Below are 26,537 nucleotides of genomic sequence, written 5' to 3' on the forward strand. Positions count from 1 at the left end.
ATGTGGGTGGAGTATTCTGCCGTGGGGGGGGATACAAAACGGGGGAGTTTTTTTTGCTCAGTTGGAGGCGGTTCTCTCCCCTTTTTTCCTTTGTTCTCCCCGGGGGGCCGCGGGACCCTCCACTGCCGTCTTTCCGCCGCTCAGCTGCTCACAGCGAACCCGACCCGGTCCGGCACGATCCGGCGCACGTGCTCCCGGTCCGTGATCGCGTGGATCGCCGCCACCTTCCTCTCGCGCACCGTGAACGACACGAGCGCGACCGGCTTGTCGTCCACCACCGACATCAGCCCCGCCTCGCCGCCGACCACCGCCGGCACCATGCACGGTGCCCGCAGCAGCGCCGCCTTGGGCGCGACCATCGCCTCGCCGCGCAGCCACAGGTCCTCCGACCGCAGCGTCACCTCGGGGTCCAGCACGTCGTCACCGGCCAGGAACCCGTCCACGACCTCGCGCTGCCCCTCCAGGTCCACATCGGACACCGGTCTGGCCTCCACCCGCTGCCGCGCCCGCGCCTCGACCTGCAGCGCCCCGAGCGGGGTGCGGCCGATCAGCGGCGCCACCTGCTCCAGGCCCTCGTCGAACATGTCTTGCAGCACGTACGCCACGCGTTCGTCCGGCGTCAGGGCGTCGAGCGCGGTCAGCACGCCCAGGCCCACCTCGTCGTTCGGGCCCCGGCTCACCACCGGGTCCGGCATCTCGAAGCCGCGCTGGGCCCGTGTCCGCAGCATGGTGAGGCTCACCCGTGCGACCACGGTGCTCAGCCAGCCCTGCTCCCCCGTCTTGTCGATCTTGCGGCGTGCCTCGCGCACGGCGTCCGCCGCCTCGGTGAAACGACCGAGCATGCGGTAGGCGAGCCTGTCCTCCTGGTCCACGTCGCCGGTCCCCCTTCGTTCGAGCGCCCACTTCCACTAGACACCGGACGAGCGGAGGTTGTGCCCGGCCACCGCGTGGTGATCCTCACGGAATAAGCGCGGCCAGTTGCGCTTTGTCCTGAATCACGTGGATTGCGACGATCTGTCCATCTCGGACGGTGAACGCCATCGCGGAGAACAGCACCCCGCCGACGAGGCTGACGAAGCCCGCTTCCCCGCCGATGAGCGCGAAGCGGACCTCGGCCGACAACGCGAACCTGCTGAACAGGCTGGCCCGGCCGGCGACGGCCCGTCCGCCCAGCACCTCCAGGGCACCGGCGCGCAGCACGACGTCCGGGTGCAGCACCGACACCAGCCCCTCCAGGTCGCCCTCCTGCGACGCCCTGAGGAACGCCCGGACCACCTCGCGTTGCTGGGGCAGGCCGACGTTCGGCACCGGGCGGTCCTGCACGCGCCGGCGTGCGCGCGACGCGAGCTGACGGGCCGTGGCGGGGGTCTTGTCGATCAACGGCGCGATGTCGTCGAACGGCACCGCGAACATGTCGTGCAGCACGAACGCCAGGCGCTCGTCGGGCTTGAGCGTGTCGAGGACGATCAGCATCGCGAGCCCGACCTCGTCGGACGCGACGGCGCGCTGCTCCGGCTCGTCGGCGGTGTCGATCACCGGGTCCGGCATCTCGAACGCGTGCTCACGCCGGTCGCGCAGCATGTTCAGGCACACGCGGGCGACGACCGTGGTCAGCCACGCCGCCGCGTTCTCGACCTCGCTCGTGTCAGCGCGGTCGGCGCGCAGCCAGGCCTCCTGCAGCGCGTCGTCGGCCTCGGCGAACGAGCCCAGCATGCGGTGGGCGACGGCGCGCAGCCGGGCGCGCTCCTGCTCGAACTGCGCGATCAAAGCTTCCCCCTGTGACCTGACGCACACCCTGTCACGTTCCCCCGCGCCGCCGGGTCGACCGGGCAACGACTCATCCAGGAGGGTAACCATGAAGATCCTCGTCACAGGCGGCACCGGGACGCTCGGCAGCCACGTCGTCGCGTTGCTGCGGGAGACAGGCGCCGACGTCACGACGCTGAGCAGGCACGGCGACATCGCGTGCGACCTGCTGGCGGGCGACGTCCCGCCGATCGACGCCGACGTCGTCGTACACCTCGCCGGTGGTCAGAAGGGCGACGACGTCGCGACCAGGAACCTGCTCGCGGCCTGCGCGGACGTCCGGCACCTCGTCTACATCTCGGTGATCGGCGCCGACACCGTTCCGCTGGCGTGGCTGCGGACCAAGCTCGCCTGCGAGGACGCCGTCGCCGCGTCGGGCCTCCCGTTCACGATCCTGCGCGCGGCCCAGTTCCACGACCTGGCGCTGACGATGGTCCGCGGTCTCGCGAAGCTCCCGGTCGTGCCGGTGCCGGGGATGCGGCTGCAGCCGGTCGACGTCCGCGACGTGGCCGAGCGGATCGCCTCGCTCGCACTCGGACAGCCCGCCGGGCGCGTCACCGACCTCGCGGGACCCGCCGACTACGACCTGCGGCAGCTGGTCAGGGACTACCTGACGACCACGGGCAAGCGCCGGCTCACCGTGGGCCTGCGGTTGCCGGGCAAGGCGGGGAAGGCCTACCGCGCCGGTCTCAACCTGACGGCCGACGGCGTCCGCGGCACCCGCACGTGGGAGGAGTTCCTGGCCGCCGGTCGGTAAGCTCCTGGCACCGTGACCACCTCCGACGCGGGACTTCTCGCCGACTCGAACCCGCTGCCGTCCGATCTGGACTCCCGGCTGCGCGACCACCTGACGTTCCTGATCGAGGTCGACAAGCTCAAGACGGTGCTGCGCCAGTCACCTCTCGCGGCGGCGGACCGGCGGGAGAACGACGCGGAGCATTCGTGGCACCTCGCGCTGATGGTGATGACGCTCGCCGAGTACGCCGACGAACCGGTCGACGTCGGCCACACGATCAAGCTCGTCGTCGTCCACGACCTCGTGGAGATCTACGCGGGGGACACGCCGCTCTACGACACCGAGGCGGGCGCGAGCCAGCAGGAACGGGAGGAAGCCGCCGCGGACAGGTTGTTCGGCCTCCTCCCCGAGGACGCGGAGCGCGAGATGCGGGCGCTGTTCGACGAGTTCGAGGCGCGGACGACGCCGGAGGCGCGGTTCGCCAAGGCGATGGACCGGCTCCAGCCGTTGCTGCTCAACTGGATGGCCAAGGGCGGCACCTGGCGCACGCCCGGTGTCACGGCGAACGACGTGCGTGCGCGCAAGGCGGTCATCGGTGAGGCGTCGACGCCGTTGTGGGACGCGGCCCAGAGCCTGATCGACGAGGGCGAACGGCGCGGCTGGGCCCGCTGAGCCGTCAGCGCACCACGCGGTAGGTGACGTGCGTGAACCCGTTGCCCGCCCTCGACTCCGCCTGCTCCAGCTTGAGCCCGGGAACGCCGTCGAACAGCCGCGTGCCGGCGCCGAGGGTGACCGGCACGATGCGCAGCCGCAGCTCGTCGACCAAGCCCGCGGCCAGGTACTGGTTGACGGTCGTCGCGCCGCCGTGGATGGAGATGTTGCCGTCGCCGGGCACCTCGGTCGCCAGGTCGAACGCCGCCTGGACGCCGTCGGTGACGAAGTGGAACGTCGTGCCACCGTCCATCGGCTGCGGGTCGCGCGGGTGGTGGGTGAGCACGAAGACCGGGCCGTGGTAGGGCGGGTTGTCGCCCCACCAGCCGTTCCACGGGCGGTCCCAGTCGCCGCGGACCGGGCCGAACATGTTGCGGCCCATGATGAAGGCCTTGGTCTCCGCGAGCCGGTCGGCCTGGTACTGCTGCTCGGCCGGGTCGTCGTACCAGGCGTGCAGGGTGCTGCCCCAGCCGTCGCCGCCGTCGTCGCCGAACGGACGGTCCTCCGCCTGGTTGTGCCCGGCCGCGCAGCCGTCGAGGGAGATCGACAGGTCGCAGGTCACCTTCGTCATGCGGGTCATTCTGGAGTACGCGAAACGGCCGCCCCACCCCGAACGGGGAAGAACGGCCGTAAGCGAGAAAGTCCTACAGAACGGCGCGCAGCTGGTCCGCGATGACCGCGATCCGACCGAGCACACCGTTCACGAACCGCGGTGAGTCGTCCGTGGACAGGCCCTTGGCGAGCTCCACGGCCTCGTCGATCGCGACCGCGTCCGGCACGTCGGACGCCCACAGCAGCTCGTAGAGGCCGATGCGCAGGACCGCGCGGTCGACCGCCGGCATGCGCTGCAGGGTCCAGCCCTCGGCGTGCTCCGAGATGAGGTCGTCGATGCGCGAGCGGTTCGCGGTGACGCCCTCGACCAGCGAGACGGTGTAGTCGTTCACCGGCGGGACGTCCGGCGACCCGACCCGTTCGGCCAGCAGCGTCACCGGGTCGGTGCCCAGCAGGTCGGCCTCGTAGAGGAAGTCGACCGCGCGCTTGCGGGCCTTGCTCCGAGCACCCATCAGGACTTGTCGCTGATGCGGCCGAGGTAGCGGCCGTCGCGGGTGTCGACCTTGATCTTCTCGCCGGTCGTCACGAACAGCGGGACCTGGATCTCGGCGCCGGTCTCCAGCGTCGCGGGCTTGGTGCCGCCGGTGGAGCGGTCGCCCTGCAGGCCGGGGTCGGTGTGCTGGATGACGAGCTCGACCGAGGTCGGGAGCTCGACGAACAGCGGGACGCCCTCGTGCGTGGCGACCATCGCTTCCTGGTTCTCCAGCATGTAGTTGGCGGCGTCACCGACGGTCTCGGACGGAACCGGGATCTGGTCGTAGGTGTCACCGTCCATGAAGATGAAGTCGGTGCCTTCCTTGTACAGGTAGGTCATGCCGCGCTTGTCCACGGTGGCGGTCTCGACCTTGGTGCCCGCGTTGAAGGTCTTGTCGACGACCTTCCCGGTCAGCACGTGCTTGAGGGTCGTGCGCACGAAGGCGCCACCCTTGCCGGGCTTGACGTGCTGGAACGCGGTGACGGTCCACAGCTGGCCGTCGAGGTTCAGCACCAGGCCGTTCTTCAGGTCGTTCGTGGTGGCCACGGTGGGATTTCTCCTGTGTTGGACGGGGGTGTCAGACGACCACGAGTTCCTTCGTGGTCAGGGTGAGGAGCTCCGGCCCGCTTTCGCGCACCACGAGGGTGTCCTCGATGCGGACCCCGCCCCGCCCCGACAAGTAGACGCCGGGCTCGACGGTGACCGCCATACCGGCCGAAAGTGTACCGTCACCTGCCTTCGACAACGCCGGTGCCTCGTGGATCTCCAGGCCGACCCCGTGGCCGAGGCCGTGCAGGAACTCGTCCCCGTGCCCGGCCTTCTCGATCACCTCGCGCGACGCGTGGTCGACGTGCCCCGTCCTCGCCCCCGGCTTCAGCGCGCCGCGCCCGGCCGCCTGCGAGCGCGCGACCAGGTCGTACAGGTCGCGCTGCCAGTCGGCGGGCTTGCCGAGCACCAGCGTGCGCGTCATGTCCGAGTGGTAGCCGTCGACGAGCGCGCCGAAGTCGAGCTTGACGAAGTCGCCCACGTGCAGCGTCGCGTCCGTCGGCGAGTGGTGCGGCACCGCCGAGTTGGCGCCGAACGCCACGATCGACGAGAACGACGGCCCCTCCGCGCCGTGGTCGAGCATGCGGCTCTCCAGCTCGCGCGCGACCTCGCGCTCGGTGCGGCCGGGCCGGAGCCCGCCGTGCCCGATCAACGCGGCCAGCGCCCGGTCCGCCGCCGCGCACGCCATCCGCAGGGCCTCGATCTCGACCTCGTCCTTGACCAGCCGCAACGTCTCGACCAGACCACCGGCCCTGACGAGCTCGGCCTTCTCGGCGGCCTTCGTGAGGTTGTCCAGGCCGTCGACCGTGACGTGGTGGCTCTCGAACCCGAGCCTGCCCCGCACCTTCCTGGCGAGCGCGATGTCGCACGGCCGGTCGATGAGCCGCTCCAGGTCCGGCACCTGCCTCGCCGACTGCGTGAGGTAGCGGCCGTCCGTGCAGAAGACGTCGTCGTCACCCCGCGCGCCGATCAGCACCGCGCCGTTCGAGCCCGTGAACCCGGTGAGATATCGGACGTTCAGGAGGTTCGTGACGAGCAGCGCGTCGAGGTTCGCTGCCTGGAGCTTTTGGCGCAGTGCGGTCCGGCGTGCGGAGTAGGACGACATGTCTCGCAGCGTACGGCCAGTCCTAAGCTGTCCGCATGCGTCCTTGGTTCGTCCGTGCGTTGTGGATGGGGCTCCTGCACGGGGCCGTGCAGACCGGCGTGTCCGCAGTCGCCGTCCGCAGCCCCGAGGCGGGTTCGGTGCGCCCGATCGCGATCGCCCTGCTCGTCGCCGCGGCCGTGATCTGGGGCGCGGTGGACACGCTGCGCGACCTGGAGGGCCGCGGCATGCAGTGGTTCATCGCGGCGCTGATCGCCGGCCCGTTCGCGGGGGCGCTGGGCGTGATCGGGTCGTCGTTGCTGGTCGACCAGACCGGGCAGGAGGCGCTGTGGGTGGCGCTGACGGGCGGGGCGGCGTTCACGGCGCTGCTCGTGCTGGCGCCGGCGGGGCTCGGGATGCTGCTGGGCGGCTTCCTGGTGCAGAAGGACTCGGCCCGCGAATAGCCGCACGCCACCCCCAAGCGACTGCAGCAACCCGCGATCGCCGAGTGGCGCGGCGCGCTCAGGTTGCGACCAGCTCGACCTCGAAGCCGTCTTCGTTCTCCAGGAACGCCGCGTAGTGGGCCGGCCCGCCGGCGTGGGGGTGCTTGTCGGCGAACATCAGCCGCCAGCCGTGCCCCTGGGCTTCCTCCGTGAGCCGGTCGACGTCCGCGCGGGTACCGGCGTGCAGGGCCAGGTGGTTGAGGCCTGCTTTCATCCGATCGTGTGGACCGGTGAGAGCCGGGGACTGCTCGGTCACGACGTACGTCTCGCCGTGCTTCCAACTGACGCCGGCGCTCCAGCGCTGGTGCTCGGTCCAGCCGAGCTCGGTGAGGAGCCAGCCGAACGTGGCCTCGGCGCGGGCGAGGTCCGGTACCCACAACTCGACGTGGTGCAGCATCCCGGAATCCTATGATCATCCCGGTGGAGATCGTCCCGAACGGCGAGCGCCCCGACCTCCAGGGCAGCGCCCAGGCCCCGTTGCGGGACGGATGGCCCGCCTTCGTGCTGCGCGCCCCGGTCTCCGCCCGGTGCCGCGACGCCGTGGCCGCGTACTTCCCCGACTTCGACGTGCTGTTGTTAGAAGGCGACACGGTGCTGGCGCGGGCGACCGCGGTGGCGCTGCGGTGGGACGGCCGCACGTCGACGTTGCCGGAGGGAGGGTACGACGGCGCGTTGGTCGCTTCGGTCGCCGAGCACGAGCGCGGCGTCGTGCCGGACACCCTGTGCGTCGTGTCCGCAACCGTGCGGTCGGACCGCACAGGCGGCGGGTTGGCGGGAGTGGTGCTGACGGCGTTGCGGGAGCGGGCGGTCGCGGCGGGGCTGGAACGGGTGATCGTGCCGGTGCGGCCTGCGTTGAAGGCTCGCTATCCGCTGGCGTCCATGGACGACTTCGCCGGGTGGACGCGGGAGGACGGGCTGCACCTCGACCCGTGGATCCGGACGCACCAACGGCTCGGGGCGGTGATCCTGGGGCCGGCGCCGCGGTCGATGGTCGTGACCGGGCCGGTGGCGGAGTGGGAGCGGTGGACCGGGATGGCGTTCCCGCAGAGCGGGCGGTACGTGGTCGCGGGTGGGCTGGACCTGGTGGCGATCGACCGGGAGCGCGACCAGGGGGTCTACGAGGAGACGAACCTCTGGATGCGCCACCGGTGAGCACTGCTTCTCGAGCCGCTGCTTCTCGAGCGGCCACGCCTTGAGCGGGCTACTTCTTCAGCGACAGCCAGCGCAGGGCCAGCAGGTAGCCCTCCACTCCCAGCCCCACGATCGCGCCGTTCGCCACCGCCGAGATGACGCTGTGGTGCCGGAACTCCTCGCGCTGGTGGATGTTCGAGATGTGCACCTCGACCAGGGGCGCGGTGAGCTGGGAGCAGGCGTCGCGGACGGCGATCGAGTAGTGGGTCCAGGCGGCGCCGTTCAGGACGACCGGGGTCGAGGTGTCGGCGGCCTCGTGCAGCCACTCGACCATCTCGCCCTCGTGGTTGGTCTGGCGGACCTCGACCTCGAAGCCGAGCTCGCGGCCCTCCCCGGCGCACAGCTCGACCAGGTCGGCGTAGGTGGTGTGGCCGTAGACGTCCGGTTCGCGGGTGCCCAGGCGGTTCAGGTTGGGGCCGTTGAGGACCAGGACCTTCACAGCATGACCTTCCCGGTGCCGGTGGTGGGCTCGGCGGCGACCGCGGAGTAGGCGGCGGCGATCAGCGACGGGTCGGGGCCCTCCAGGCGGCCCGGCTTGGCGAGGCCGTCGAGGACCACGAAGCGGAGCACGCCCGCCTTGTTCTTCTTGTCGACCTTCATGCCCTCCATCAGCTGCGGGAGGGCGTCCGGGTCGTAGGACGTCGGCAGGCCGAGCAGCTGCAGGACGGAGCGGTGGCGGTCGGCGGTCTCGTCGTCCAGCCGGCCGGCCAGGCGGGCCAGTTCGGCGGCGAAGACCAGGCCCACGCTGATGGCGGCGCCGTGGCGCCAGCGGTAGCGCTCGCGGCGCTCGATGGCGTGGCCCAGGGTGTGGCCGTAGTTCAGGATCTCGCGCAGGGACGACTCGCGCAGGTCATTCGTGACGACGTCGGCCTTGATCTGGATCTTGCGGCGGACCAGCTCCGCGAGCACGTCGCCGGTCGGGTCGAGGGCGAGGGCCGGGTCGGCCTCGATCAGGTCGAGGATGACCGGGTCGGCGATGAAGCCGCCCTTCACGATCTCGGCCATGCCGGCGACGAGCTCGTTGCGCGGCAACGTCTCCAGGGTCGCGAGGTCGACGAAGATCGCGTCGGGCTCGTAGAAGGTGCCGACCAGGTTCTTGCCCGCGTCGGTGTTGATGCCGGTCTTGCCGCCGACCGCCGCGTCGACCATGCCGAGCAGCGTCGTCGGGATGTTCACCAGGCGCACGCCGCGCATCCAGGTGGACGCGACGAAGCCCGCCAGGTCGGTCACCGCCCCGCCGCCCAGGCCGACGACGACGTCGGAGCGCGACAGGCCGATCTTGCCGAGCACGTCCCAGCAGAAGCCCGCGACTGCGAGGTCCTTGCCGTCCTCGGCGTCGGGGACCTCGACGCGGTGCGCGTCGGCACCGGCGGCTTTCAGCTCGTCGACCAGCACCTTCGCCGTCTCGGCGAGGGTCGGCTGGTGGATGATGGCGATCTTGGCGGTGCCGCCGAGGAACTCGACGATGTCGCCGAGCAGGCCGCGGCCGACCACCACGTCGTACGGCTTCTCCGCGGCGACCCGGATGCGCACGGGCTCGGTCACTGTTCTGCTCCCTTGATCACCGCGTCGGTCACCTGCTCCGGGTCGAGGGCGTCGGTCAGCACCTCGATCGTCGCGACCTCGCGGTACAGCGGCAGGCGCGCGTCCAGCAGCGCCTTGAAGGTGGCGCGCGGGTTGATGCCGGTCAGCAACGGGCGGTTGGTCGCGAGCCCGGTGCGGCGCACCCCCTCGGCCATGCCCACGTTCAGGAACACGACGGTGTGCCCGCGCAGGCGTTCGCGGGTCGTCGCCGACAGCACCGCTCCCCCGCCGAGTGCGAGGACGCCCTCGTGCTCCACGAGCGCCTTGGCGACCGCTTCCTCTTCCAGGGCGCGGAAAACGGGCTCGCCGTCGTCGGTGAAGATGTCCGAGATCGGCTTGCCGGCGAGCTCGACGACGTCCGCGTCGACGTCGCGGAACGGCAGGCCGAGCCGGGCGGCCAGCAGCTCGCTGACGGTGGTCTTGCCCGCGCCGGGCGGGCCGACCACGACGTAGCGCGGGCTCACATGCCCTCCCAGCGGGCTTCCAGTGCCTTGAGGTACGCGTGGGCGTTGCGGCGCGTCTCGTCGAGCGAGTCGCCGCCGAACTTCTCCAGCGCCGCCTCGGCGAGCACCAGCGCCACGACCGACTCCAGCACCACGCCGGCGCGCGGCACGGCGCACACGTCCGAGCGCTGGTGGATCGCGACGGCGGCCTCACCGGTGCGCACGTCCACGGTGGACAGTGCGCGCGGGACGGTCGAGATCGGCTTCATCGCGACGCGGGCCCGCAGGATCTCGCCGTTGGTGATGCCGCCTTCCAGACCACCGGCGCGGTTCGACCGGCGCGTCACGCCGACGGGGCCGCTGCCGCGGTCGATCTCGTCGTGCGCCTGCGAGCCCCACCGCTGCGCGGAGGTGAACCCGTCGCCGATCTCGACGCCCTTCATCGCCTGCACGCCCATCAGGGCGGCGGCCAGGCGCGCGTCGAGGCGGCGGTCCCAGTGCACGTGCGAGCCGAGGCCCGGCGGCAGCCCGTAGGCGAGGACCTCGATGACGCCGCCGACCGTGTCGCCGGCCTCCTTCACGGCCTCGACCTCGGCGACCATGGCCTCGGTGCCGCGCGGGTCGAAGCAGCGCGTCGGCGACTCGTCGATCGCCGCCAGGTCGTCCGGCGTCGGCAGCGCCGCGTCCTCGGGGGTCGCCGCCTTGCCGATGGACACGACGTGGCTGAGGATCCGCACGCCCAGCAACTGCTGGAGGAACTGGCGCGCGACGGTGCCGAGCGCCGTGCGGGCGGCGGTCTCGCGGGCGCTGGCGCGCTCCAGCACGGGGCGGGCCTCGTCGAAGCCGAACTTCTGCATGCCGGGCAGGTCGGCGTGGCCGGGCCGCGGCCGCGTCAGGGCCTCGTTGCGGCCCGTGGTCTTGAGCAGGCTCGGGTCGACCGGGTCCGGCGACATGACCGTCTGCCACTTGGGCCACTCGGTGTTGCCGATGGTGACGGCGATCGGACCGCCCTGGGTCCTGCCGTGGCGCACACCGCCGAGGATCTCGACCTCGTCCTGCTCGAACCCCATGCGGGGCGAGCGGCCGAACCCGAGCCTGCGGCGCCCGAGCTGGGCGACCAGGTCGTCGGTCGTCACCTCGACACCGGCGGGCATGCCCTCCAGGACGGCGACGAGGGCGGGGCCGTGTGACTCTCCAGCGGTGATCCAGCGCAGCACGTTCACAATCCTTTCACAGCGTCGTCAACGCCCAGGTGGCGGCCAGCAACCCCGGTCCGTGGGGCACGGCGCGAGTACGTCTCAGCGCCGCGACGGCGAGCGTCACCGCGCTCGACAGGATCGCCGCCGGTAAGAGCGCCGGCAGCGCGAGCGGCGCGCCGAGCCCGAACGCGAGCTTCACGTCGCCGCCGCCCATCAGCCGCGGGTTCACCCACCGGACGGCGAGATGAGCGCCACCGAAGACCACCGCTCCGAGCGCCGCGGCTCCCAGCCGATGGGACTGCAGGAGCAGCAGGGCCGCCGCCAGCGGGAGGGTGAGCGCGTCCGGCAGCCGGTGGTACCGCAGGTCCGCGACCGCCAGCACGATGCCGAACCACGCCAGCACGTACGACGAGGGTGGTGCGTCGAGGACATCCGCGACTGTCCACAACGAGCACAGCGCGAACGAGAGCAGGACCGTGGTCATGGGAACCACGGTCCTGCTCGGCACGTCCGGGGCCAAATCCCGGCCTGTCGTGAACGGTCCACTCACGAACCTGGGCACGCACGCCCTGAGCCCGCGAAGCATTTGATCGAGGGCCGCACCAACGCAAGCGCCTGCGCAACGCGCAGCCGCCCGACACGAACAGGCGTGCCATCAACCCGCGTACGGCGCCGGCCCCGGTTTTTGATCAGATTGGCGGGGTCCGGGGCAGCGCCCCGCTCTCTAAACGGGACGCGCCCGCCAAAACGCAACCACAAACCAAGCTCGCGCCCGTCACAAGTCGCGACGATCCAAGCCTCAGCGCGACCAGTCGAACAGCGCGTCGTTCGCCGACACGTCCACGTCCAGCGCCAGGTCGCCCAGCACGTCCGCCGACGCGTCCAGCGCGATCACCGGGCAGATCGGCGCGTACCCGGCCGCCTCGACCTCGGCCGGGTCCCAGGTCACGATCCGCTGACCGGCCCTGACCTCCTCGCCCTTCACCACGTGCAGCTCGAAGCCCTCGCCCTTGCGCTTCACGGTGTCGATGCCCAGGTGGACCAGCACCGCGGCGCCGTCACCCGAGGCGACCACGAAGGCGTGCGGGTGCAGGGTCACGACCTTGCCGTCGAGCGGCGAGACCACGTCGGCCTTCGTCCTGACCGGCTCGACCGCGACGCCGGGGCCGACCATCGCCTGCGAGAAGACCGGGTCCGGCACCTCGGAGAGCGCGACCACGCGGCCGGCCACCGGGCTGCCCACCCGGACGCTCACAGGAGGTCCTCGATGTCCGACGCGATGGTGTCCGCCTCGGGGCCGACGACGACCTGGACGACGTTGCCGGAACGCATGACTCCGTGTGCTCCCAACGCCTTGAGCGCCTTCTCGTCGACGACGGAACCGTCCTCGAGCTCGCACCGCAGGCGGGTGATGCAGGGCTCGATCTCGACGATGTTGTCGGCGCCGCCCAGGGCGGCGATGATCTTCTGCGCCTTCTCGTCAGCCACGTTCGTACCTCTCGTTCCCGTAACAGCGGTTGACACCCGCTCAGTGCGCGGAGCATTCTCCCGCACCAACTGGTCTAGACCGGAAAGTACCACTGCGAGGAGGTGAGCGAGTGCACGAGATCGTGGAGGGGCCCAAGCCGAAGCACGCGCAGCTGCGCGAGATCCTGCGCCGGCTCGCTGAGCAGGACCTCGCACCCGGCTCACCGATCCCGTCCGAGCGAGACCTCGCGGAGCGGTACGGAGTGTCCCGCATCACCGTGCGGGCCGCAGTCGGCCAACTGGTCGCCGAAGGCCTGCTCACCAGGGCCAAGGGGCGTGGGACGTTCACCGCACGGCGGCGCTACGACCTGCAGCACCTGCTCGCCTCGTTCACCTCGGACATGAAGGCCAGGGGCATCGAGCCGAGCACCGAGGTGATCAGCTGCGGGCAGGCGACCCCCGGTTCGAAGGCCTCGCTGGGCCTCGACCCCGACGAGTACGCCTACCGCGTCGTGCGCCTGCGCATGGCCGACGGCGCGCCGTTGGCGCTCGAGACCGGCTGGTACAGCCCCCACCTGCTGCCGGAGCTCGACCGGTGCGACCTGTCCGGGTCGCTCTACGAGCTCTTCGCGGCCAAGTACGGGGTGCAGCTCGACCACGCGCGGCAGACCGTGTGGGCCGAGACCGCCGACGCGGACACCGCGAAGGCGCTCGACGTCCGCAAGGGCAGCCCGCTGCTCGTGTTCCGCAGGGTCGCCAGCTCCGAGGGCAGGCCCTGCGAAGACGTGACTTCCTGGTACCGGGGCGATCTCTACCAGGTGACCATGCAACTGGACCGGACCGTCCCGGGTTCCGGACCCAACTCCGCCAAGGGAGGAACCCGATGAGCACGGACGCCGCAACCGGTGGTCGTGAGATCAAGGGCCTCGCCACGTTGCAGCGCTTCGGTCGCAGCCTCATGCTGCCGATCGCCGTGCTGCCCGCGGCAGGCCTTCTGCTCCGCTTCGGTCAGGACGACCTGCTGGGCAAGGACGGTCTCGGCTGGAACGAGGTCGCCGCGGTCATCGCTGCCGCGGGTGACGCGCTGTTCAGCAACCTCGCCCTGCTGTTCGCGGTCGGCATCGCGGTCGGGTTCGCCCGGCGCGGTGACGGTTCCACGGCACTGGCCGGCGTCGTCGGCTACGTCGTGCTGACGAGCGTGTTCAAGGCGATGTCGCCGCTGGTCCTCGACCAGCCGACCGACCCGGCCGCCAAGCCCGAGGTGATCAACTACGGTGTCCTCGGCGGTATCGTCGTCGGCATCCTGACGGCGCTGCTGTGGCAGAAGTACCACCGCATCAAGCTGCCCCCGTACCTGGCGTTCTTCGGTGGCCGCCGCTTCGTGCCGATCATCGTCGCGGGCGTCATGACGCTCCTCGGCGTCCTGCTCGGCCTGGTCTACCCGTGGTTCGACGCCGGCCTGACCGCCGTCGGTGAGTGGGTGACCGGCAGCACGATCATCGGTGCCTTCATCTACGGTGTCGTGAACCGCCTGCTGATCCCGCTCGGCCTGCACCACATCGTCAACAACGTCGTGTGGTTCCAGTTCGGCGAGTACAACGAGAAGACCGGTGACATCCCGCGCTTCCTCGCGGGCGACCCGTCGGCCGGAACGTTCCAGACCGGCTTCTTCCCGATCATGATGTTCGCCCTGCCGGCGGCCGCTCTCGCGATCGTGCACACCGCGAAGCCCAACCAGCGCAAGATCATCGGCGGCATCATGGGCTCCGCCGCGCTCACCGCGTTCATCACCGGTGTGACGGAGCCGCTCGAGTTCGCGTTCATGTTCGTCGCGTGGCCGCTGTACGTCATCCACGCGCTGCTGACCGGTACGTCGCTGGCGATCTCGAACGCCCTCGGCGCCCACGACGGCTTCTCGTTCTCGGCCGGTGCGATCGACTTCATCCTGAACTGGAACATCGCGCAGAAGCCGTGGCTGCTCATCATCCTCGGCCTGATCTACGCGGTGGTGTACTACTTCCTGTTCCGGTTCGTCATCACCAAGTGGAACCTGAAGACGCCCGGCCGCGAGGACGACGAGTCGCCAGAGGCGGACGAGAGCATCGTCGGCAGCCGGGACGAGGCGGCCACCACGCGGACCGACGTCCGCAGGCCGCAGACCGACAAGTAAGCACCAGCTCTACCGGGAGGAACCATCATGGCCGAGCGACGGGTCACCGTGGCCAGCAAGGTCGGACTGCACGCCCGGCCTGCCGCACTGCTGGCGAAGGCCGCCGCCGACCAGCCGGTCACGGTCACCATCCGAAAGGACGGCGGCGAAGCCGTGGAAGCGGCGAGCGTCCTGGGTCTGATGACCCTCGGCGCCATGCACGGTGACGAGGTGGTGCTCAGCGCCGATGGAGACGGAGCGGATGCCGCTCTGGAGGCCATCGCCGAGCTGATCGCCACCGACCACGACGACTGAGTCGTGCCCCGGTCGTGGGCGGTCCCGCTCTCCCCGACGAGCGAGACCGCTCACGACCACCCCGCAGTGCAGGACGACCCCGGCGGTCACCACGCCCGAGAGCATCGACGGCGTGGCGCCGGGGTTCTCCACCACCAGCCACACCCCGCCCACCGCGAGCGCGGGCGGCACCAGCAGTCCCGCGGTCCACCTGCGCAGCACCAGGAACGCGAGCGTCGAGACCAGCAGCGCCGCGCCGAGCGTGTCGCTGAACCGGTGCCAGCCCAGCGACACCGTCTCCGCCGCCACGGCCCCCGCCCCCAGTGCCCCCGGCACCGCCACGAGCAGCGCGAACCGGCGCGGCACGGCCATCGTCACCGCGACGACCGACGCCACCGCGGCCGTCGTGTGCCCGCTCGGGAAGCTGTTGTGCACGAGCACCGCCTCGTCGTCGAGCGGCGGCCGCACCAGCACGGAGAGCTTCAGCACCTGGGCGAGCAGCACCGACCCGCCGAGCACGAGCAGCGGCGCGAACGACTTCCGGCGGGCGAACAGGACCACGAGGACGGCGGCGAAGAGGATCGCCATGTCCACGTTGGACGCCCACGACCGTTGCAGGGACAGCTCGGGCAATGCGGCGTTCTCCGCCTTCTGCCCGAACGACGTCCACACCAGCGCGAAGTACGTGAAGAGGAATCCCAGCAAGCTCCCTGCCATGCGACCGAGACTCCGCGCGCCGCTCTACGGGAGCGTCCACGCCATGTCATGGTTCCGCTACAGAAAGAGCACAGTCGCTGTGACCGCCCGATAATGGATCTCGTGGCGATGGTCTTGCTGGTCGAGGACGACCCCGCGGTGCGTGAAGGACTGGGGCTGGCGCTGCGCCGTCAGGGCCACGACGTCCGGGCGGCGGGGACGGGGGAGGAAGGCGTCGACCGGCTGCGCGAGTCCCGTCCCGACATCGTCGTCCTCGACATCATGCTGCCGGGCATCGACGGCTTCGAGACGTGCCGCCGGATGCGCGTCCAGGCCGAGGTGCCGATCATCATGCTGACCGCGCGCGGCGACGACTTCGACGTGGTCGCGGGGCTGGAGGCGGGCGCGGACGACTACGTGGTCAAGCCCGTGGAACCGCGTGTGCTGGAGGCCCGCATCCGCGCCGTGCTGCGCCGGACCGTCTCCGAGCCGTCGAACGTCGAACGCCACGGCACCCTCGTGATCGACCGGGCCGGCCTGCAGGTGCTCAAGGACGACGCGAAGGTCGCGCTCACGCCCACCGAGCTCAAGCTGCTGCTCGAGCTGTCCCGCACGCCCGGCCGCGTGCTGACCCGCCAGCAGATCCTCGAGGCCGTCTGGGAGCACGACTACCTCGGCGACTCCCGGCTCGTCGACGCCTGCGTCCAGCGGCTGCGCGCCAAGATCGAGGACGTGCCGTCCGAGCCCCGCTACGTCCACACCGTCCGCGGCTTCGGGTACCGCTTCGGCCCGCGCTGAGGACCCGGCGCTGAGAATCCGGCGCTGAGAATCCGGCACCGAGAACCCGGCACCGAGGACCCCGCGATGAGGACCGCCCGATGAGAACGCTGTTCCGCGGCCTGAGGCCCAGGCTGATGGCCGCGTTCCTGCTCCTGACGCTGCTGGGCGCGGTGGCGGCCGCCGGAGCCTCCTACGCGACCGCCCGCACGTTGCTGCTGGAGGACGCCCAGGACGGCTTCATGAACCCCGTCGTCGACGACGTCCGCGACTACGCGCCCCGGCTCACGGTGCCGCCGCGGCAGCAGGACCTCGACGACTTCGGCGCGTTCCTGCGCGGCAAGGGCGTCGTGCTCTACGGGGACCTGCGGTCGCGCGTCGGCCCCGACCCGTCGTTCATCCCGCAGGAGATGCGCACGGCCCTCAAGGGCAGCTCGACGGTCCTCTGGCAGCGCCGCACCGACATGATCGAGCCGTACGTCGTCGTCGGCATCCCGTTGCTGCACACGGACGGCTCCCCGACCGGTGTCGAGGTGTGGTCGGTGACGGCACTGGGCGAGACGCAGGCCGCCATCAACAGCTTCTCCACGGCGGCCTGGGTCGGCGTCAGCCTGGTCCTGCCGCTCGCGCTCGGCCTCGCCCTCTTCACGGCCCGCGGCGTGCTGCGCCCGGTCCGCCGCCTCGGCGCCGCGGCCCGTGCGCTGGGCTCGGGACGGCTCGACACCCGCGTCGACGAACGCGGCTCCGACGAGCTCGCCGACCTCGCCCGCACGTTCAACAGCGCCGCCGAGCAGCTGGAGAGCTCCCAGGCCGCGTCCCGCCGGTTCGTGGCCGACGTGTCCCACGAGCTGCGCACCCCGCTGACCGCGATGAACGCCGTGACGGCCGTGCTGGACGAGGACGCCGACGCGCTGCCGCCCGACACCGCCGTCGCGGCCAGGCTGGTCTCCGCCGAGACCCGCAAGCTCACCCGCCTGGTCAACGACCTGATGGAGATCTCCCGCTTCGACGAGGGCCGCAACCTGCTGGAGCTCGACGACTGGGACATCGGCACGGCGGTCCGCGACACCCTGGCGGCCCGCGGCTGGACCACGTCGGTCGACGCGGTGCTGCCCGAGGGTGTCGTCGGCAGGGTGGACCGGCGGCGCCTGGACGTGATCGTGGCCAACCTCGTCGGCAACGCCCTGAAGCACGGCGGCGGCCCGGTGCGCGTCGAGGTGCGGCCCGGCGTCATCGAGGTGTCCGACCACGGCCCCGGCATCTCGCCAGAAGCACTCCCCCACCTCTTCGAACGCTTCTACAAGGCAGACACGGCCCGCTCCCGTTCCGAGGGCAGCGGACTGGGATTGGCGATCGCATGGGAGAACGCACGCCTGCACGGCGGCACCATCGAAGCGGCCAACGCGCCGTCCGGCGGCGCGGTCTTCACCGTGCGCCTGCCCTGGTGACGCCCGCCCTGGTCATGCCCGCCCTGGTGACACTGGCCCTGGTGATGCTCGCCGGGTGCGGCATCCGCCCGACCCCGATCCTGACCGGCGGCGCCGCCCCCACGATCTCCTCGCACGAGCTGACCGTCTACCTGGTCTCCGCCGACGGCACCGACCTGGTCCGGCGCACCAGGACCTACTCGGGCGAGGTCGACACGGCCACCGCCATCAACCTGCTCGTCGCCGGGCCGACCGACGAGGAGAAGAAGCTCGGCCTGGTGACCGAGGTGCCTGCCTCGTCGTCACGGGTCTACGCGATCTCCAACGTCATCGTGCTGCCCGAGGACATGTTGAAGCTGTCGAAGATGGGCCAGTTCCAGCTGTACTGCACCGCCGTCGCGAACCGGGCGAAGGTCGAAGGCGTGCCGTCCACCGGCATCGAGTGCCCTTGACGCACAGGCGCGGACACCGGAGCCCGGCGCCTCACAGGTCGTCGGTGAGGTGGCCGTCGTACGGGCCGACTCTGGTCACGCTCTTGCCTTCGCGGAGCACGAGCTGCAGGCCGTGCTCCTCCTCCCACGTGCACTCGCACTCGACGGAGATGTAGACCGGCGTGCCCTCGCCGTTGCGCTGCACCGTCACCTCGTGGCGGTCGAAGGTGACGTGGTCCCAGACGTCTTCCGGTTCCTCGATGAGGGGGAAGTCGTCCAGGCCCTCGCCGAACGCCTCGAAGATCTCGCGGTAGTAGGCGAACGCCTGGGGTGCTGCGGCGGTGAGCGTCGTGCGGTCCAGGCTGAGGAACGTGCGGATGGCGGCGTGGAAGTCTTCTGGCGCGTCGTCGTCCTCGTAGCCGTCGAGGGCGAAGGGCACGGGTGCGTTGCCGAAGAGCGGGACCGGGACCGGTGCGCTGACGAGGGTCTCGTAGTCGCTTTCGGTGACGGGACCCAGTCCGGGAATCTCCACGGGCTAGCCGCGCCGGGCCAGCTCGGCGGCCAGGGCCTCGCGCATCATGTCCTGCGGCGCCGCCATGCCGGTGAACTGCTCCACCTGCCCGAAAGCCTGGTGCAGCAACATGTCCAGGCCCGTCGCGAGCCGTGCGCCCGTTTCCTCCGCCGCGGCCGCGACGGGGGTGGGCCACGGGTGGTAGATCACGTCCAGCACGTACGGCGCCCGTGCCAGGGCCGCAGCGAGCGGTGCCGTCGCCTCGGCGGGCACGGTCGACACCAGCACGTCCGTGGCGCCCGCCAGGACGGCCAGGTCCACGGAGGACATGTCCAGCACCTCGGCCTCGATGCCGACCCGGGCCGCGGTCTCGACGGCCTCGCCGGCGCGTGAGATGTCGCGCACGACAAGGGAAACCGACTTCACGCCCAGCTCGGCGAACGCGGCCAGGGCGGCCAGGGCCGTGCCGCCGGCGCCGAGCACCACGCCGTTCGCGCCGCTGGAGAAACCCTTCTCCCGCAACGCTCCCACCACACCGTCCACATCGGTGCAGTCGGCGTGCCAGCCGGATTCCGTGCGCACCAACGTGTTCGCGGCGCCCACTGCCGTGGCGCGGTCGGTCACCGACGTCGCGAAGGCCAGGGCGGCGTGCTTCGTCGGCATCGTGCACGACAGGCCGGCCCACTCCGGTCCCAGCGAGGAGACCAGGGCGGGTACCTCGGCCTCGGTGCACTCCAGGCGCGTGTATTCCCAGTCGAGGCCCAGCGCGGCGTAGGCGGCGTTGTGGAGCACGGGTGAGAGCGAGTGCTCGATCGGCGAGCCGATCACCGCCGCCCTGCGCACTAGAACACGCCCTCCTGCCTGGCCTTCAGGTCGTTCGCGTTGTGCGCGTCGAGGTTGTTCGCGAAGCACGAGGTGCCGTCCTTCTGGCACTTCACGAAGAACAGGATGTCGCCGCCCTCCGGGTTCAGCGCCGCGGCGATGGCCTGCTGCGACGGCGACCCGATCGGCGTCGGGGGCAGCCCCACGCTCTGATAGGTGTTGTAGGGGCTCTGCGCCTTCCGGTTCGCGTCCGAGGTGCGGATGTGCGGCTGGTTCAGCAGGTAGTTGACCGTCGAGTCGAACTCCAGCTTCTGGCTGATCTTCATGCGGTTGTAGATGACCTGCGAGACCTTGCTGAAGTCCTTCTCGATCGCTTCCTTCTCGACGAGGGACGCGATCACGAGCACCTCGTACGGTCGGAAGCCCGTGTTCATGGTGCCGCCGGGGATGCCGGCACCCTGCAGCTTCTGCACGGAGGAGACGATCACGCTGCGGAGCAGCTCGACGGCGGAGCCACCCGGCTTGACCTGGTACACGCCGCGCATGATCAGGCCTTCGAGGCGGAACTGCGGCTCGGCGCGCTTCACGTCGGCCAGCGCCCAGTCGGGGACGCCGAGGGCGACCGGGTCGGTCTGCTCCGCGGCGGCCTTGATCTCCTCGGTGGACAGGCACTTCTTCTGGCCGTCCTTCTCCGTGCAGCTCGCGGCGGCGAGCTGGGAGTAGACGCCGGGGACCGTCTTGCCGTCGGCCTGGATGTCGGTGAGCTTGAGGCCGCCGACGATCTGGACCGCGGGGACGCGCGTCTTCGGGTCGATCATGCGGGCCACGGCTTCCTGGCCCGACATCTTCGTCTTCATCAGGTAGAAGCCCGGCTGGATCGACGTCACGCGGGCGTCGGTCTTGCTGGCCTCGATGAAGGCGCGCGCCGAGGCGATGACGCCGTTGTCGTACAGGGTCGAGGCGATCTTGCTGACCACGTCGCCGTCGGAGACCTCGACGATGGCGTCCGCCTCACCGCTGCCCGCGAAGTCGTCGTAGGACCCGATGCCGCGCAGCTCCAGGTAGCCGTAGTAGGCGCCGCCGGCACCCGCGGCAAGCACCAGCGCCACGACGAGCCACAGGATCGTCTTCTTGCGCTTCTTCGCCTTGGCGCGGGTCTTCTCGCGCTCGCGGTCACGCTTGAGGGGACGGCGCTCGTCCACTTCGGGGTCGGTGAACAACCCGAGATCGTCGCTCACAACTCGTCCTTTCGGGCGGCCAGGAACCGTGCCCGTGCGTCCAGCCAAGACTGCAGGATCTCGACAGCGGCGGCCTGGTCGACCACGGCACGCTGCTTCTTGCCCTTCACACCGCGCTGCGCCAGCACCCGGCTCACCACCACCGTCGTCAGCCGTTCATCGCTGAACCTGACCGGTACGGGGGCGACCCGCGCTGCCAAGGCGGCAGCGTACGTGGTCGCCGCTTCCGCCGCGGGGCCGTGGCGGTCTGCCAGCGTCTTCGGCAGACCGACCACGACCTCGACGACGTCATGCTCAGCCACGAGACGTACGAGCTCGGTGAGGTCCGAGCCGCGCTTCTCGTCACGCTGCAGGGTAACCAGCGGAGTCGCCAGAAAAGCACCCGGATCGCTGAGGGAGATTCCCACGCGGACCGACCCGACGTCGACGCCGAGTCTCCTGCCGAGGCCGGGGTCGTCGACGCCCGGCCTGGCAGGATGAGCACCATCAGCGCTGCTCAAGCACCTTGTCCAGTTCGTTGGTGAGGGCCGTGATGGCCTCCGGAACGCCACCGGGGTTCGTGCCGCCGCCCTGGGCCAGGTCCGGCTTGCCGCCACCGCGGGCGGCGATGGCCGGGCCGAACACCGGGACGAGCTTGCCGGCGGCCAGGCCCAGGTCGCGGGCGGCGGACGTCGTGGCGACCACGAAGCTCACCTTGTCGCCGTCGACCGAGAACAGGGCCACCACGCCGGGCTTGTTCCCGAGGCGGTTGCGGACCTCGCCACCGAGCGTGCGCAGGTCGTTGCCCGACACGCCCTCCAGGCCGAGGGCCACGAGCGAGAGACCGCGGACGTCGAGGGCCTTGTCGGCCAGCGACCCGGCGTTGCCGAGCAGCTGGGCGGCGCGGACCTTCTCGAGCTCCTTCTCGGCGGCCTTCAGGCGCTCGACCAGGGACTCGATGCGCTCGGGCAGGCCGTCGGAACCGACCTTGAGCAGGTCGGACAGGTTCTGCACGATGGCGCGTTCCTTGGCCAGGAACCGCATGGCCTCGATGCCGACGTAGGCCTCCAGGCGGCGCACGCCGGAGCCGACCGACGACTCGCCGAGCAGCGTGATCGGGCCGATCTGCGACGAGTGCTCCACGTGCGTGCCACCGCAGAGCTCGCGCGACCAGGGGCCGCCGATCTCGACGACGCGCACCGTCTCGTCGTAGGTCTCGCCGAACAGGGCGACGGCGCCCATGTCCTGGGCTCCGGCCATGTCCGTGTAGACGACGGAGACCGGCAGGTCCTTGCGCACGGCGAGGTTGGAGACCTCTTCGATCTCGGACTTGGACTCGGCGGACAGGCCACCGGTCCAGGCGAAGTCGAGGCGCAGGTAGCCGGGCTTGTTGTACGAACCGCTCTGCAGGGCCGACGGGCCGAGCACCTGGCGCAGGGCGGCGTGCACGACGTGCGTGCCCGAGTGGCCTTGGCGGGCGCCGACGCGCCACTCCTGGTCGACGCGGGCCTCGACGTGCTCGCCCTCGGCGACCTCGCCGGAGCGCACGCGCACCTGGTGCACCCACAGCTTGCGGGCGACCTTCTGCACGTCGAGCACCTCGAGCTCGGCGTTGGCGGTGACGATCGTGCCGGCGTCGGACTCCTGGCCACCGGACTCGGCGTAGAGCGGCGTGCGGTCGAGGACGACCTCGACGATGTCGCCCTCGCGAGCCGACTTCACGCGGGCGCCGTTCAGCACGATGCCGCGCAGGGTGGCCTCGGAGGCGAGCTCGGTGTAGCCGGTGAACTCGGTGGGGCCCTGCTCCAGCAGCTCGCGGTAGACCGACTGGTCGCCGTGGCCGGTCTTCTTGCCGGCGGCGTCGGCCTTGGCGCGGGCGCGCTGCTCGGCCATGAGCTTGCGGAAGCCGTCCTCGTCGACCGTCAGCCCGGCCTCGGAGGCCATCTCCAGCGTCAGGTCGATCGGGAAGCCGTACGTGTCGTGCAGCTGGAAGGCCTTGTCGCCGGGCAGCGTGGCGCGGCCGTCGGACTTCACCTCGGCGGCGGCGTTCTCGAAGATCCGCGACCCGGAGTCGAGCGTGCGGAGGAACGTGTCCTCCTCGGCCTTGAGCACCTGCTGGATGCGGGCGAAACCGCTGACCAGCTCGGGGTAGGCCTCGCCCATCGAGTCGCGGACGACCTCGGCGAACGTCTGCAGCACCGGCTCGGTCACGCCGAGCAGGCGGGAGCTGCGGATGATGCGGCGCAGCAGGCGGCGCAGCACGTAGCCGCGGGCCTCGTTGCCGGGCGTGACGCCGTCGCCGACCAGCAGCACACCGCTGCGGGCGTGGTCGGCGATGACGCGGAAGCGGACGTCGTCGGTCTCGTTGGCGCCGTACTTGCGGCCGGAGAGCTCCTCGGCCCTGTTGATCACGGCGCGGACGAGGTCGGTCTCGTAGACGTTGTCGACACCCTGCAGCAGGTAGGCGACGCGCTCGACGCCCATGCCGGTGTCGATGTTCTTCGACGGCAGCTCGCCGAGGATCGGGTAGTCCTTCTTGGCACCACCCTCGCCGCGGACGTTCTGCATGAAGACGAGGTTCCAGATCTCCAGGTACCTGTCCTCGTCGACGACCGGGCCGCCCTCCTTGCCGTAGGCGGGGCCGCGGTCGTAGTAGATCTCCGAGCACGGGCCGCACGGGCCGGGCACGCCCATCGACCAGAAGTTGTCCTCGACGCCGCGGCGCTGGATGCGCTCCAGCGGCATGCCGGCGACCTTCTGCCACAGCTCGATGGCCTCGTCGTCGGTCTCGTAGACCGTCACCCAGATGCGCTCGGGGTCGAAGCCGTAGCCGCCGTCGTCCTGGGACTTGGTGATGAGCTCCCAGGCCAGCCGGATGGCGTCTTCCTTGAAGTAGTCGCCGAGCGAGAAGTTGCCGGCCATCTGGAAGAACGTGAGGTGGCGCGTCGTCTTGCCGACCTCGTCGATGTCGGGCGTGCGCACGCACTTCTGGATGCTCGTCATCCGCGGGGCGGGCGGCGGGGCCTCACCGAGGAAGTACGGCTTGAACGGCACCATGCCGGCGTTGACGAACAGCAGGTTGGGGTCGTCGAGCAGCAGCGAGGCGCTGGGGATGTACTTGTGCCCGGCGTTCTCGAAGTGCTCGCGGAAACGCTTGATGATCTCGTGGGTCTGCACGGGAGTTCCTCGAAGTGTTGCTGGTGCTGGTCAGGGGGCGCCCGGAGAAGGGCATGACGCGGAGGCGAACGGACTAGTGCTTCCCGTTCGCCCCGGGCGCTCGGCGCCCCGGCGTGAATCCCGTCTGACGTTCCACCGTGTCCTGCAACTCCTGTTCCCGTTCGGCCATTCCCTGGCGCACCTCGGCCCCGAAGGAACCGATGGCGCCCGCGAGCTCGCGCAGGCCTTCGCCCACGTTAGCGCCGATGCCGGCGGGAGTCGCCTGCTTTGTGACCTCGGAGGCCTTCTTCGCGACGAAGAGACCGGCCGCGGCGCCCAGCCCGAACCAGAAGAGACGGCTCATCGCGATCCCCGCCTCGGACGGCGCTTGGCGTGCTTGTTGGGCTGCTCGGCGGCCTTGCGGCGCGCCTTGACGGCCTTGCTCACGCCGTAGGACAGCGCGGCGGCCTTGACCAGCGGACCGCCGAGGGTGGCGGTGAACAGGCTGGTGAGCGCGGAGACGTTGCCCGTGACGGCGCGCGCGTTGGCGGTGATGCCGTCGACGCGCTCGAGCTGCGTGTTCACGTGCGTGAGCGTCGTGTTGGCCTCGGTGAACAACGGGTCCGTGTTCTCGTGGGCCTTGCGCATCGCGATCGTCGCTTCGTCGAAGAAGCGCGCGGCCTTGAAGGCCGGGATCGCCAGCAGCAGCACGAGCAGCACGAAGGCACCGGCGGCGAGCCACCCTGGCGACACGGATCCTCCTGGTGAACCGGTGTTCTGGCTTGGATTGGGGATGAGGTTACCGGGTGGGTCCGACACTCGGATGGGGGGCATCATTTGTTGATCTTCAACGGCCCGTGGCGCCGTCGATCTGCTCGCGGAGGACGTCGGCGTGCCCCGCGTGCCGGGCGGTCTCGGTGGTCATGTGCGCGAGGAGCCAGCGCAGCGACTTGCGCGTGCCGTCGACCGGGATCGCCATGAGCGCCTCCGGGTCGCCGGCGGCCTCGATCGCGCGGTCGCTCTCGGCGATGGCGGCGCGGTAGTCGTCGAGCACGTCGGCGGCGGCCCTGTCGAGCGGCACGGTCATGCCCAGCTCGGCCTCCTCCGCCCACTCGCCGCCCGCGAGGTGGTGGCGGAACCAGCCGCGCTCGGCCTCGGCGAGGTGCTGGACCAGGCCGAGGATCGACGTGCCGCTGGCGACCAGCTGCCGGCGGAGCTGCTCGTCGGTGAGCCCCTCCGCCTTCTTGAGCACGCAGTGCCGCTGGAACCTGAGGAACGCGTGCGCGACGTCGAGCTCGCCCGTGTCGACGCGGGGCACGGGCTCGCGCTGGGTCTCCGGCATGGCGCCCAACCTACGGGAGTGTGAGGAATGCTCATTGACGCACAGCCGTCACAGGCTGTGAAATACCCGTCACCCAGGGCTTGACACCGCAGCCTCGCGCCCTGGAACTTAGGGTACCCTAATTCATGTCGCAGGAGGCCACGTGAAGCCGGTGTCGCACCTGGACTCCTACCGCAGGCACACCAGGGCGGAGGCGCCCCCGGTCCCGGACCTCGGCGCGCCCTGGGCGGCCCGCCTGGCCCGGTCGGACGGCTACGACCTGCACCTCGTGCACCGCTGGAACCAGGCACCGCACGTGGCGGCGTTCTGGCGGCGCGCCTGGACGCTGCCGCAGTGGGAACGCCGGCTCGCGCAGCACCTCGCGGGCGACGACGTGCGGCCGTTGCTGGTCAGCTGGCACGGCCGCCCCGTGATCTACGCGGAGCTGTACCGGGCGGCCCGCGACGCGCTGGCCCAGTGCTACCGGGCGCGCCCGCACGACCTCGGCCTGAACCTCGCGGTCGGCGAGCTCGCGCTGACCGACCGCGGGCTGGTGCGCTCGCTGCTCCCCCGCCTCACCGACGCGCTGTTCGAGGAGGACCCGCACTGCACGCGGATCGTGGTGGAGCCGGACGTGCAGAACGTGCGCGCCATCGAGTCGTTCGAGGCGGGCGGGTTCATGGCCGTCGAGGAGATCATGCTGTCCGGCAAGCTCGCGCTGCTGATGGTGTGCAAGCGCTAGAACGCGGTGATGTCCTCGGGCGCGCGTTCCTTGCGGCTGAGCGCGCGCACCACGTCGATGGCTGGGCGCTTGTTGAGCGCCATGCGGGTCAGCAGGTCGATGACGGTCTCGTTGACCGGCCGCGGGAACTCGGGCGTGTCCACCCCGACGCTCACCGCGAGGTCGTCGGAGTGCACGACGAGCTCCATCGTCCTGCTCACCAGGTACTCGTCCAGCGACACGGCCCACGGTCCCCAGTGCGGCATCCGCACCGGCCGGTTCTCGCTGTCCGGCAACGACTTCTCCAGATCCGCGAGCGTGCGCCCGACCTCGTCGCACAGCGCGGCGTGACCGTCCGCGGCCAGCTTCTCGCCGCCCGCGCGGATGCGGGTGTGGAAGTCGGAGTCGACGTCGAGGTCGGTCCAGTTCGCCCGCGCGTAGTGCTCCATCAGCGGCACGACCGGCTCGTCGCCGAGGGGCGTGGAGATCATCGACGGCAGCGGCAGGACCTGGTAGCCGAGGTGGCCGGCCAGGCCGCTGACGCCGAACTCGGGCAGTGCGCTCGGCTTGTCCCAGTGCTGGGCCACCTGGTCGTGGCGCAGGAGGTCGAGGGCGATGGCAGCCGCGGTCAGGAAGTCTTCTCTGATCGTCACCTCGCCGA

Annotated in this window: 34 protein-coding genes and 1 pseudogene; 11 read left to right on the plus strand and 24 right to left on the minus strand. The window is 70.8% G+C overall.

All coding sequences use genetic code 11. The annotated features are described in order from the left end of the window. Positions 1 to 140 precede the first annotated feature (140 nt). Positions 141 to 872, minus strand: coding sequence for a hypothetical protein (locus ACFWV3_RS15635; protein WP_382411872.1), 732 nt, complete (start codon positions 870 to 872; stop codon positions 141 to 143). Between the two features lie 85 nt (positions 873 to 957). Then, complete coding sequence (locus ACFWV3_RS15640; RefSeq protein WP_382411873.1) at positions 958 to 1,767, minus strand: sigma-70 family RNA polymerase sigma factor; 810 nt, start codon at positions 1,765 to 1,767, stop codon at positions 958 to 960. Positions 1,768 to 1,855: 88 nt separating this feature from the next. Between ACFWV3_RS15640 and ACFWV3_RS15645 the strand changes: the two genes are divergently transcribed. Both ACFWV3_RS15645 and ACFWV3_RS15650 read left to right on the plus strand, forming a co-directional pair. Further along, the gene (locus ACFWV3_RS15645) at positions 1,856 to 2,563 is read left to right on the plus strand and encodes an SDR family oxidoreductase (RefSeq protein WP_382411874.1); all 708 of its coding nucleotides are present in this window, start codon (positions 1,856 to 1,858) and stop codon (positions 2,561 to 2,563) included. 12 nt (positions 2,564 to 2,575) lie between these two features. After that, complete coding sequence (locus ACFWV3_RS15650) at positions 2,576 to 3,214, plus strand: HD family hydrolase (RefSeq protein WP_382411875.1); 639 nt, start codon at positions 2,576 to 2,578, stop codon at positions 3,212 to 3,214. Positions 3,215 to 3,218: 4 nt separating this feature from the next. Here ACFWV3_RS15650 and ACFWV3_RS15655 read toward each other — a convergent pair whose 3' ends face one another. The 4 genes from ACFWV3_RS15655 to ACFWV3_RS15670 form a co-directional block, all read right to left on the minus strand. Then, positions 3,219 to 3,824, minus strand: a complete 606-nt coding sequence (locus ACFWV3_RS15655) for a dihydrofolate reductase family protein (protein ID WP_382411877.1) — start codon at positions 3,822 to 3,824, stop codon at positions 3,219 to 3,221. 73 nt (positions 3,825 to 3,897) lie between these two features. Continuing rightward, positions 3,898 to 4,317 carry a transcription antitermination factor NusB gene (gene nusB / locus ACFWV3_RS15660; protein WP_382411878.1) on the minus strand — a complete coding sequence of 140 codons (420 nt, stop codon included), beginning with the start codon at positions 4,315 to 4,317 and terminating at the stop codon, positions 3,898 to 3,900. Further along, positions 4,317 to 4,886 carry an elongation factor P gene (gene efp / locus ACFWV3_RS15665; protein WP_382411880.1) on the minus strand — a complete coding sequence of 190 codons (570 nt, stop codon included), beginning with the start codon at positions 4,884 to 4,886 and terminating at the stop codon, positions 4,317 to 4,319. Before efp ends, nusB begins: the two co-directional genes overlap by 1 nt. A gap of 31 nt (positions 4,887 to 4,917) precedes the next feature. Then, positions 4,918 to 5,991 (minus strand): M24 family metallopeptidase, encoded by a 1,074-nt coding sequence (locus ACFWV3_RS15670; RefSeq protein WP_382411881.1) that lies wholly within the window; start codon positions 5,989 to 5,991, stop codon positions 4,918 to 4,920. A gap of 35 nt (positions 5,992 to 6,026) precedes the next feature. Here ACFWV3_RS15670 and ACFWV3_RS15675 point away from each other — a divergent pair, with 35 nt between their 5' ends. Then, on the plus strand, positions 6,027 to 6,431 hold the full coding sequence (locus tag ACFWV3_RS15675) for a B-4DMT family transporter (protein WP_382411883.1): 405 nt from the start codon (positions 6,027 to 6,029) through the stop codon (positions 6,429 to 6,431). A gap of 58 nt (positions 6,432 to 6,489) precedes the next feature. On the opposite strand, the gene ACFWV3_RS15680 is transcribed toward ACFWV3_RS15675, so the two are convergent. Next, positions 6,490 to 6,867 carry a VOC family protein gene (locus ACFWV3_RS15680; RefSeq protein WP_382411884.1) on the minus strand — a complete coding sequence of 126 codons (378 nt, stop codon included), beginning with the start codon at positions 6,865 to 6,867 and terminating at the stop codon, positions 6,490 to 6,492. A 23-nt stretch (positions 6,868 to 6,890) separates the two neighbouring features. On the opposite strand from ACFWV3_RS15680, the gene ACFWV3_RS15685 reads away from it, so the two are divergent. Continuing rightward, a complete protein-coding gene (locus ACFWV3_RS15685; protein ID WP_382411885.1) occupies positions 6,891 to 7,622 on the plus strand; it encodes a Long-chain-fatty-acid--CoA ligase in 732 nt (243 codons plus the stop codon). A 49-nt stretch (positions 7,623 to 7,671) separates the two neighbouring features. Here ACFWV3_RS15685 and aroQ read toward each other — a convergent pair whose 3' ends face one another. The 7 genes from aroQ to ACFWV3_RS15720 all read right to left on the minus strand — a co-directional run bounded on the left by aroQ (position 7,672) and on the right by ACFWV3_RS15720 (position 12,375). Further along, the gene (aroQ, locus tag ACFWV3_RS15690; protein WP_382411886.1) at positions 7,672 to 8,100 is read right to left on the minus strand and encodes a type II 3-dehydroquinate dehydratase; all 429 of its coding nucleotides are present in this window, start codon (positions 8,098 to 8,100) and stop codon (positions 7,672 to 7,674) included. After that, positions 8,097 to 9,206 carry a 3-dehydroquinate synthase gene (aroB, locus tag ACFWV3_RS15695; protein WP_382411887.1) on the minus strand — a complete coding sequence of 370 codons (1,110 nt, stop codon included), beginning with the start codon at positions 9,204 to 9,206 and terminating at the stop codon, positions 8,097 to 8,099. Before aroB ends, aroQ begins: the two co-directional genes overlap by 4 nt. Beyond that, complete coding sequence (locus ACFWV3_RS15700; protein ID WP_382411888.1) at positions 9,203 to 9,709, minus strand: shikimate kinase; 507 nt, start codon at positions 9,707 to 9,709, stop codon at positions 9,203 to 9,205. The genes aroB and ACFWV3_RS15700 overlap by 4 nt, the downstream gene beginning before the upstream one ends. Beyond that, entirely contained in the window at positions 9,706 to 10,905 is a 1,200-nt protein-coding gene (aroC, locus tag ACFWV3_RS15705) for a chorismate synthase (RefSeq protein WP_382411890.1), read from the minus strand. The genes ACFWV3_RS15700 and aroC overlap by 4 nt, the downstream gene beginning before the upstream one ends. 13 nt (positions 10,906 to 10,918) lie before the next feature. Then, positions 10,919 to 11,371, minus strand: coding sequence for a prepilin peptidase (locus ACFWV3_RS15710; protein WP_382411892.1), 453 nt, complete (start codon positions 11,369 to 11,371; stop codon positions 10,919 to 10,921). A gap of 315 nt (positions 11,372 to 11,686) precedes the next feature. Then, on the minus strand, positions 11,687 to 12,142 hold the full coding sequence (locus ACFWV3_RS15715; RefSeq protein WP_382411894.1) for a PTS glucose transporter subunit IIA: 456 nt from the start codon (positions 12,140 to 12,142) through the stop codon (positions 11,687 to 11,689). Next, entirely contained in the window at positions 12,139 to 12,375 is a 237-nt protein-coding gene (locus ACFWV3_RS15720) for a PTS glucose/sucrose transporter subunit IIB (protein WP_325517905.1), read from the minus strand. Before ACFWV3_RS15720 ends, ACFWV3_RS15715 begins: the two co-directional genes overlap by 4 nt. Positions 12,376 to 12,485: 110 nt before the next feature. Between ACFWV3_RS15720 and ACFWV3_RS15725 the strand changes: the two genes are divergently transcribed. The 3 genes from ACFWV3_RS15725 to ACFWV3_RS15735 are packed head-to-tail and all read left to right on the plus strand — an operon-like array spanning position 12,486 to position 14,818. Then, entirely contained in the window at positions 12,486 to 13,241 is a 756-nt protein-coding gene (locus ACFWV3_RS15725) for a GntR family transcriptional regulator (RefSeq protein ID WP_382411895.1), read from the plus strand. Beyond that, complete coding sequence (locus tag ACFWV3_RS15730; protein ID WP_382411896.1) at positions 13,238 to 14,524, plus strand: PTS transporter subunit EIIC; 1,287 nt, start codon at positions 13,238 to 13,240, stop codon at positions 14,522 to 14,524. Before ACFWV3_RS15725 ends, ACFWV3_RS15730 begins: the two co-directional genes overlap by 4 nt. Before the next feature lie 27 nt (positions 14,525 to 14,551). After that, positions 14,552 to 14,818, plus strand: a complete 267-nt coding sequence (locus tag ACFWV3_RS15735; RefSeq protein WP_382412333.1) for an HPr family phosphocarrier protein — start codon at positions 14,552 to 14,554, stop codon at positions 14,816 to 14,818. A 204-nt stretch (positions 14,819 to 15,022) separates the two neighbouring features. Here the strand turns inward: ACFWV3_RS15735 and ACFWV3_RS15740 are convergent. Continuing rightward, positions 15,023 to 15,514 (minus strand): annotated as a pseudogene (locus tag ACFWV3_RS15740) (phosphatase PAP2 family protein); the annotation flags it as partial. 102 nt (positions 15,515 to 15,616) lie between these two features. Here ACFWV3_RS15740 and ACFWV3_RS15745 point away from each other — a divergent pair. The 3 genes from ACFWV3_RS15745 (at position 15,617) to ACFWV3_RS15755 (ending at position 18,149) form a co-directional block, all read left to right on the plus strand. Next, positions 15,617 to 16,291 (plus strand): response regulator, encoded by a 675-nt coding sequence (locus ACFWV3_RS15745; protein WP_382411897.1) that lies wholly within the window; start codon positions 15,617 to 15,619, stop codon positions 16,289 to 16,291. A gap of 80 nt (positions 16,292 to 16,371) precedes the next feature. Continuing rightward, positions 16,372 to 17,718, plus strand: a complete 1,347-nt coding sequence (locus ACFWV3_RS15750) for a sensor histidine kinase (protein WP_382411898.1) — start codon at positions 16,372 to 16,374, stop codon at positions 17,716 to 17,718. Next, entirely contained in the window at positions 17,715 to 18,149 is a 435-nt protein-coding gene (locus ACFWV3_RS15755) for a hypothetical protein (RefSeq protein WP_382411899.1), read from the plus strand. The genes ACFWV3_RS15750 and ACFWV3_RS15755 overlap by 4 nt, the downstream gene beginning before the upstream one ends. 31 nt (positions 18,150 to 18,180) lie before the next feature. Here the strand turns inward: ACFWV3_RS15755 and ACFWV3_RS15760 are convergent, their stop codons facing one another. The 8 genes from ACFWV3_RS15760 to ACFWV3_RS15795 all read right to left on the minus strand — a co-directional run bounded on the left by ACFWV3_RS15760 (position 18,181) and on the right by ACFWV3_RS15795 (position 25,176). Further along, positions 18,181 to 18,660, minus strand: a complete 480-nt coding sequence (locus ACFWV3_RS15760; protein ID WP_382411900.1) for a DUF6985 domain-containing protein — start codon at positions 18,658 to 18,660, stop codon at positions 18,181 to 18,183. 3 nt (positions 18,661 to 18,663) lie between these two features. Further along, positions 18,664 to 19,482, minus strand: a complete 819-nt coding sequence (locus tag ACFWV3_RS15765; RefSeq protein ID WP_382411901.1) for a shikimate dehydrogenase — start codon at positions 19,480 to 19,482, stop codon at positions 18,664 to 18,666. Then, positions 19,482 to 20,699 carry an endolytic transglycosylase MltG gene (gene mltG / locus ACFWV3_RS15770; protein WP_382411902.1) on the minus strand — a complete coding sequence of 406 codons (1,218 nt, stop codon included), beginning with the start codon at positions 20,697 to 20,699 and terminating at the stop codon, positions 19,482 to 19,484. The genes ACFWV3_RS15765 and mltG overlap by 1 nt, the downstream gene beginning before the upstream one ends. After that, on the minus strand, positions 20,696 to 21,199 hold the full coding sequence (gene ruvX, locus ACFWV3_RS15775) for a Holliday junction resolvase RuvX (RefSeq protein ID WP_382411903.1): 504 nt from the start codon (positions 21,197 to 21,199) through the stop codon (positions 20,696 to 20,698). Before ruvX ends, mltG begins: the two co-directional genes overlap by 4 nt. Then, positions 21,186 to 23,855, minus strand: a complete 2,670-nt coding sequence (alaS, locus tag ACFWV3_RS15780; protein ID WP_382411904.1) for an alanine--tRNA ligase — start codon at positions 23,853 to 23,855, stop codon at positions 21,186 to 21,188. Before alaS ends, ruvX begins: the two co-directional genes overlap by 14 nt. Before the next feature lie 73 nt (positions 23,856 to 23,928). After that, positions 23,929 to 24,198, minus strand: coding sequence for a hypothetical protein (locus tag ACFWV3_RS15785; RefSeq protein ID WP_382411905.1), 270 nt, complete (start codon positions 24,196 to 24,198; stop codon positions 23,929 to 23,931). Further along, positions 24,195 to 24,587, minus strand: coding sequence for a DUF948 domain-containing protein (locus ACFWV3_RS15790; protein WP_330851618.1), 393 nt, complete (start codon positions 24,585 to 24,587; stop codon positions 24,195 to 24,197). The genes ACFWV3_RS15785 and ACFWV3_RS15790 overlap by 4 nt, the downstream gene beginning before the upstream one ends. A 94-nt stretch (positions 24,588 to 24,681) precedes the next feature. Further along, positions 24,682 to 25,176, minus strand: coding sequence for a DinB family protein (locus ACFWV3_RS15795; RefSeq protein WP_382411906.1), 495 nt, complete (start codon positions 25,174 to 25,176; stop codon positions 24,682 to 24,684). A gap of 142 nt (positions 25,177 to 25,318) precedes the next feature. On the opposite strand from ACFWV3_RS15795, the gene ACFWV3_RS15800 reads away from it, so the two are divergent. Then, positions 25,319 to 25,897, plus strand: a complete 579-nt coding sequence (locus ACFWV3_RS15800; protein ID WP_382411907.1) for a GNAT family N-acetyltransferase — start codon at positions 25,319 to 25,321, stop codon at positions 25,895 to 25,897. On the opposite strand, the gene ACFWV3_RS15805 is transcribed toward ACFWV3_RS15800, so the two are convergent. Then, the gene (locus ACFWV3_RS15805; RefSeq protein ID WP_382411908.1) at positions 25,894 to 26,529 is read right to left on the minus strand and encodes a maleylpyruvate isomerase N-terminal domain-containing protein; all 636 of its coding nucleotides are present in this window, start codon (positions 26,527 to 26,529) and stop codon (positions 25,894 to 25,896) included. The genes ACFWV3_RS15800 and ACFWV3_RS15805 overlap by 4 nt on opposite strands. Positions 26,530 to 26,537 lie beyond the last annotated feature (8 nt).

Origin of the sequence: Lentzea sp. NPDC059081 (assembly GCF_042738015.1) — a bacterium.
Taxonomy (GTDB): Bacteria; Actinomycetota; Actinomycetes; order Mycobacteriales; family Pseudonocardiaceae; genus Lentzea.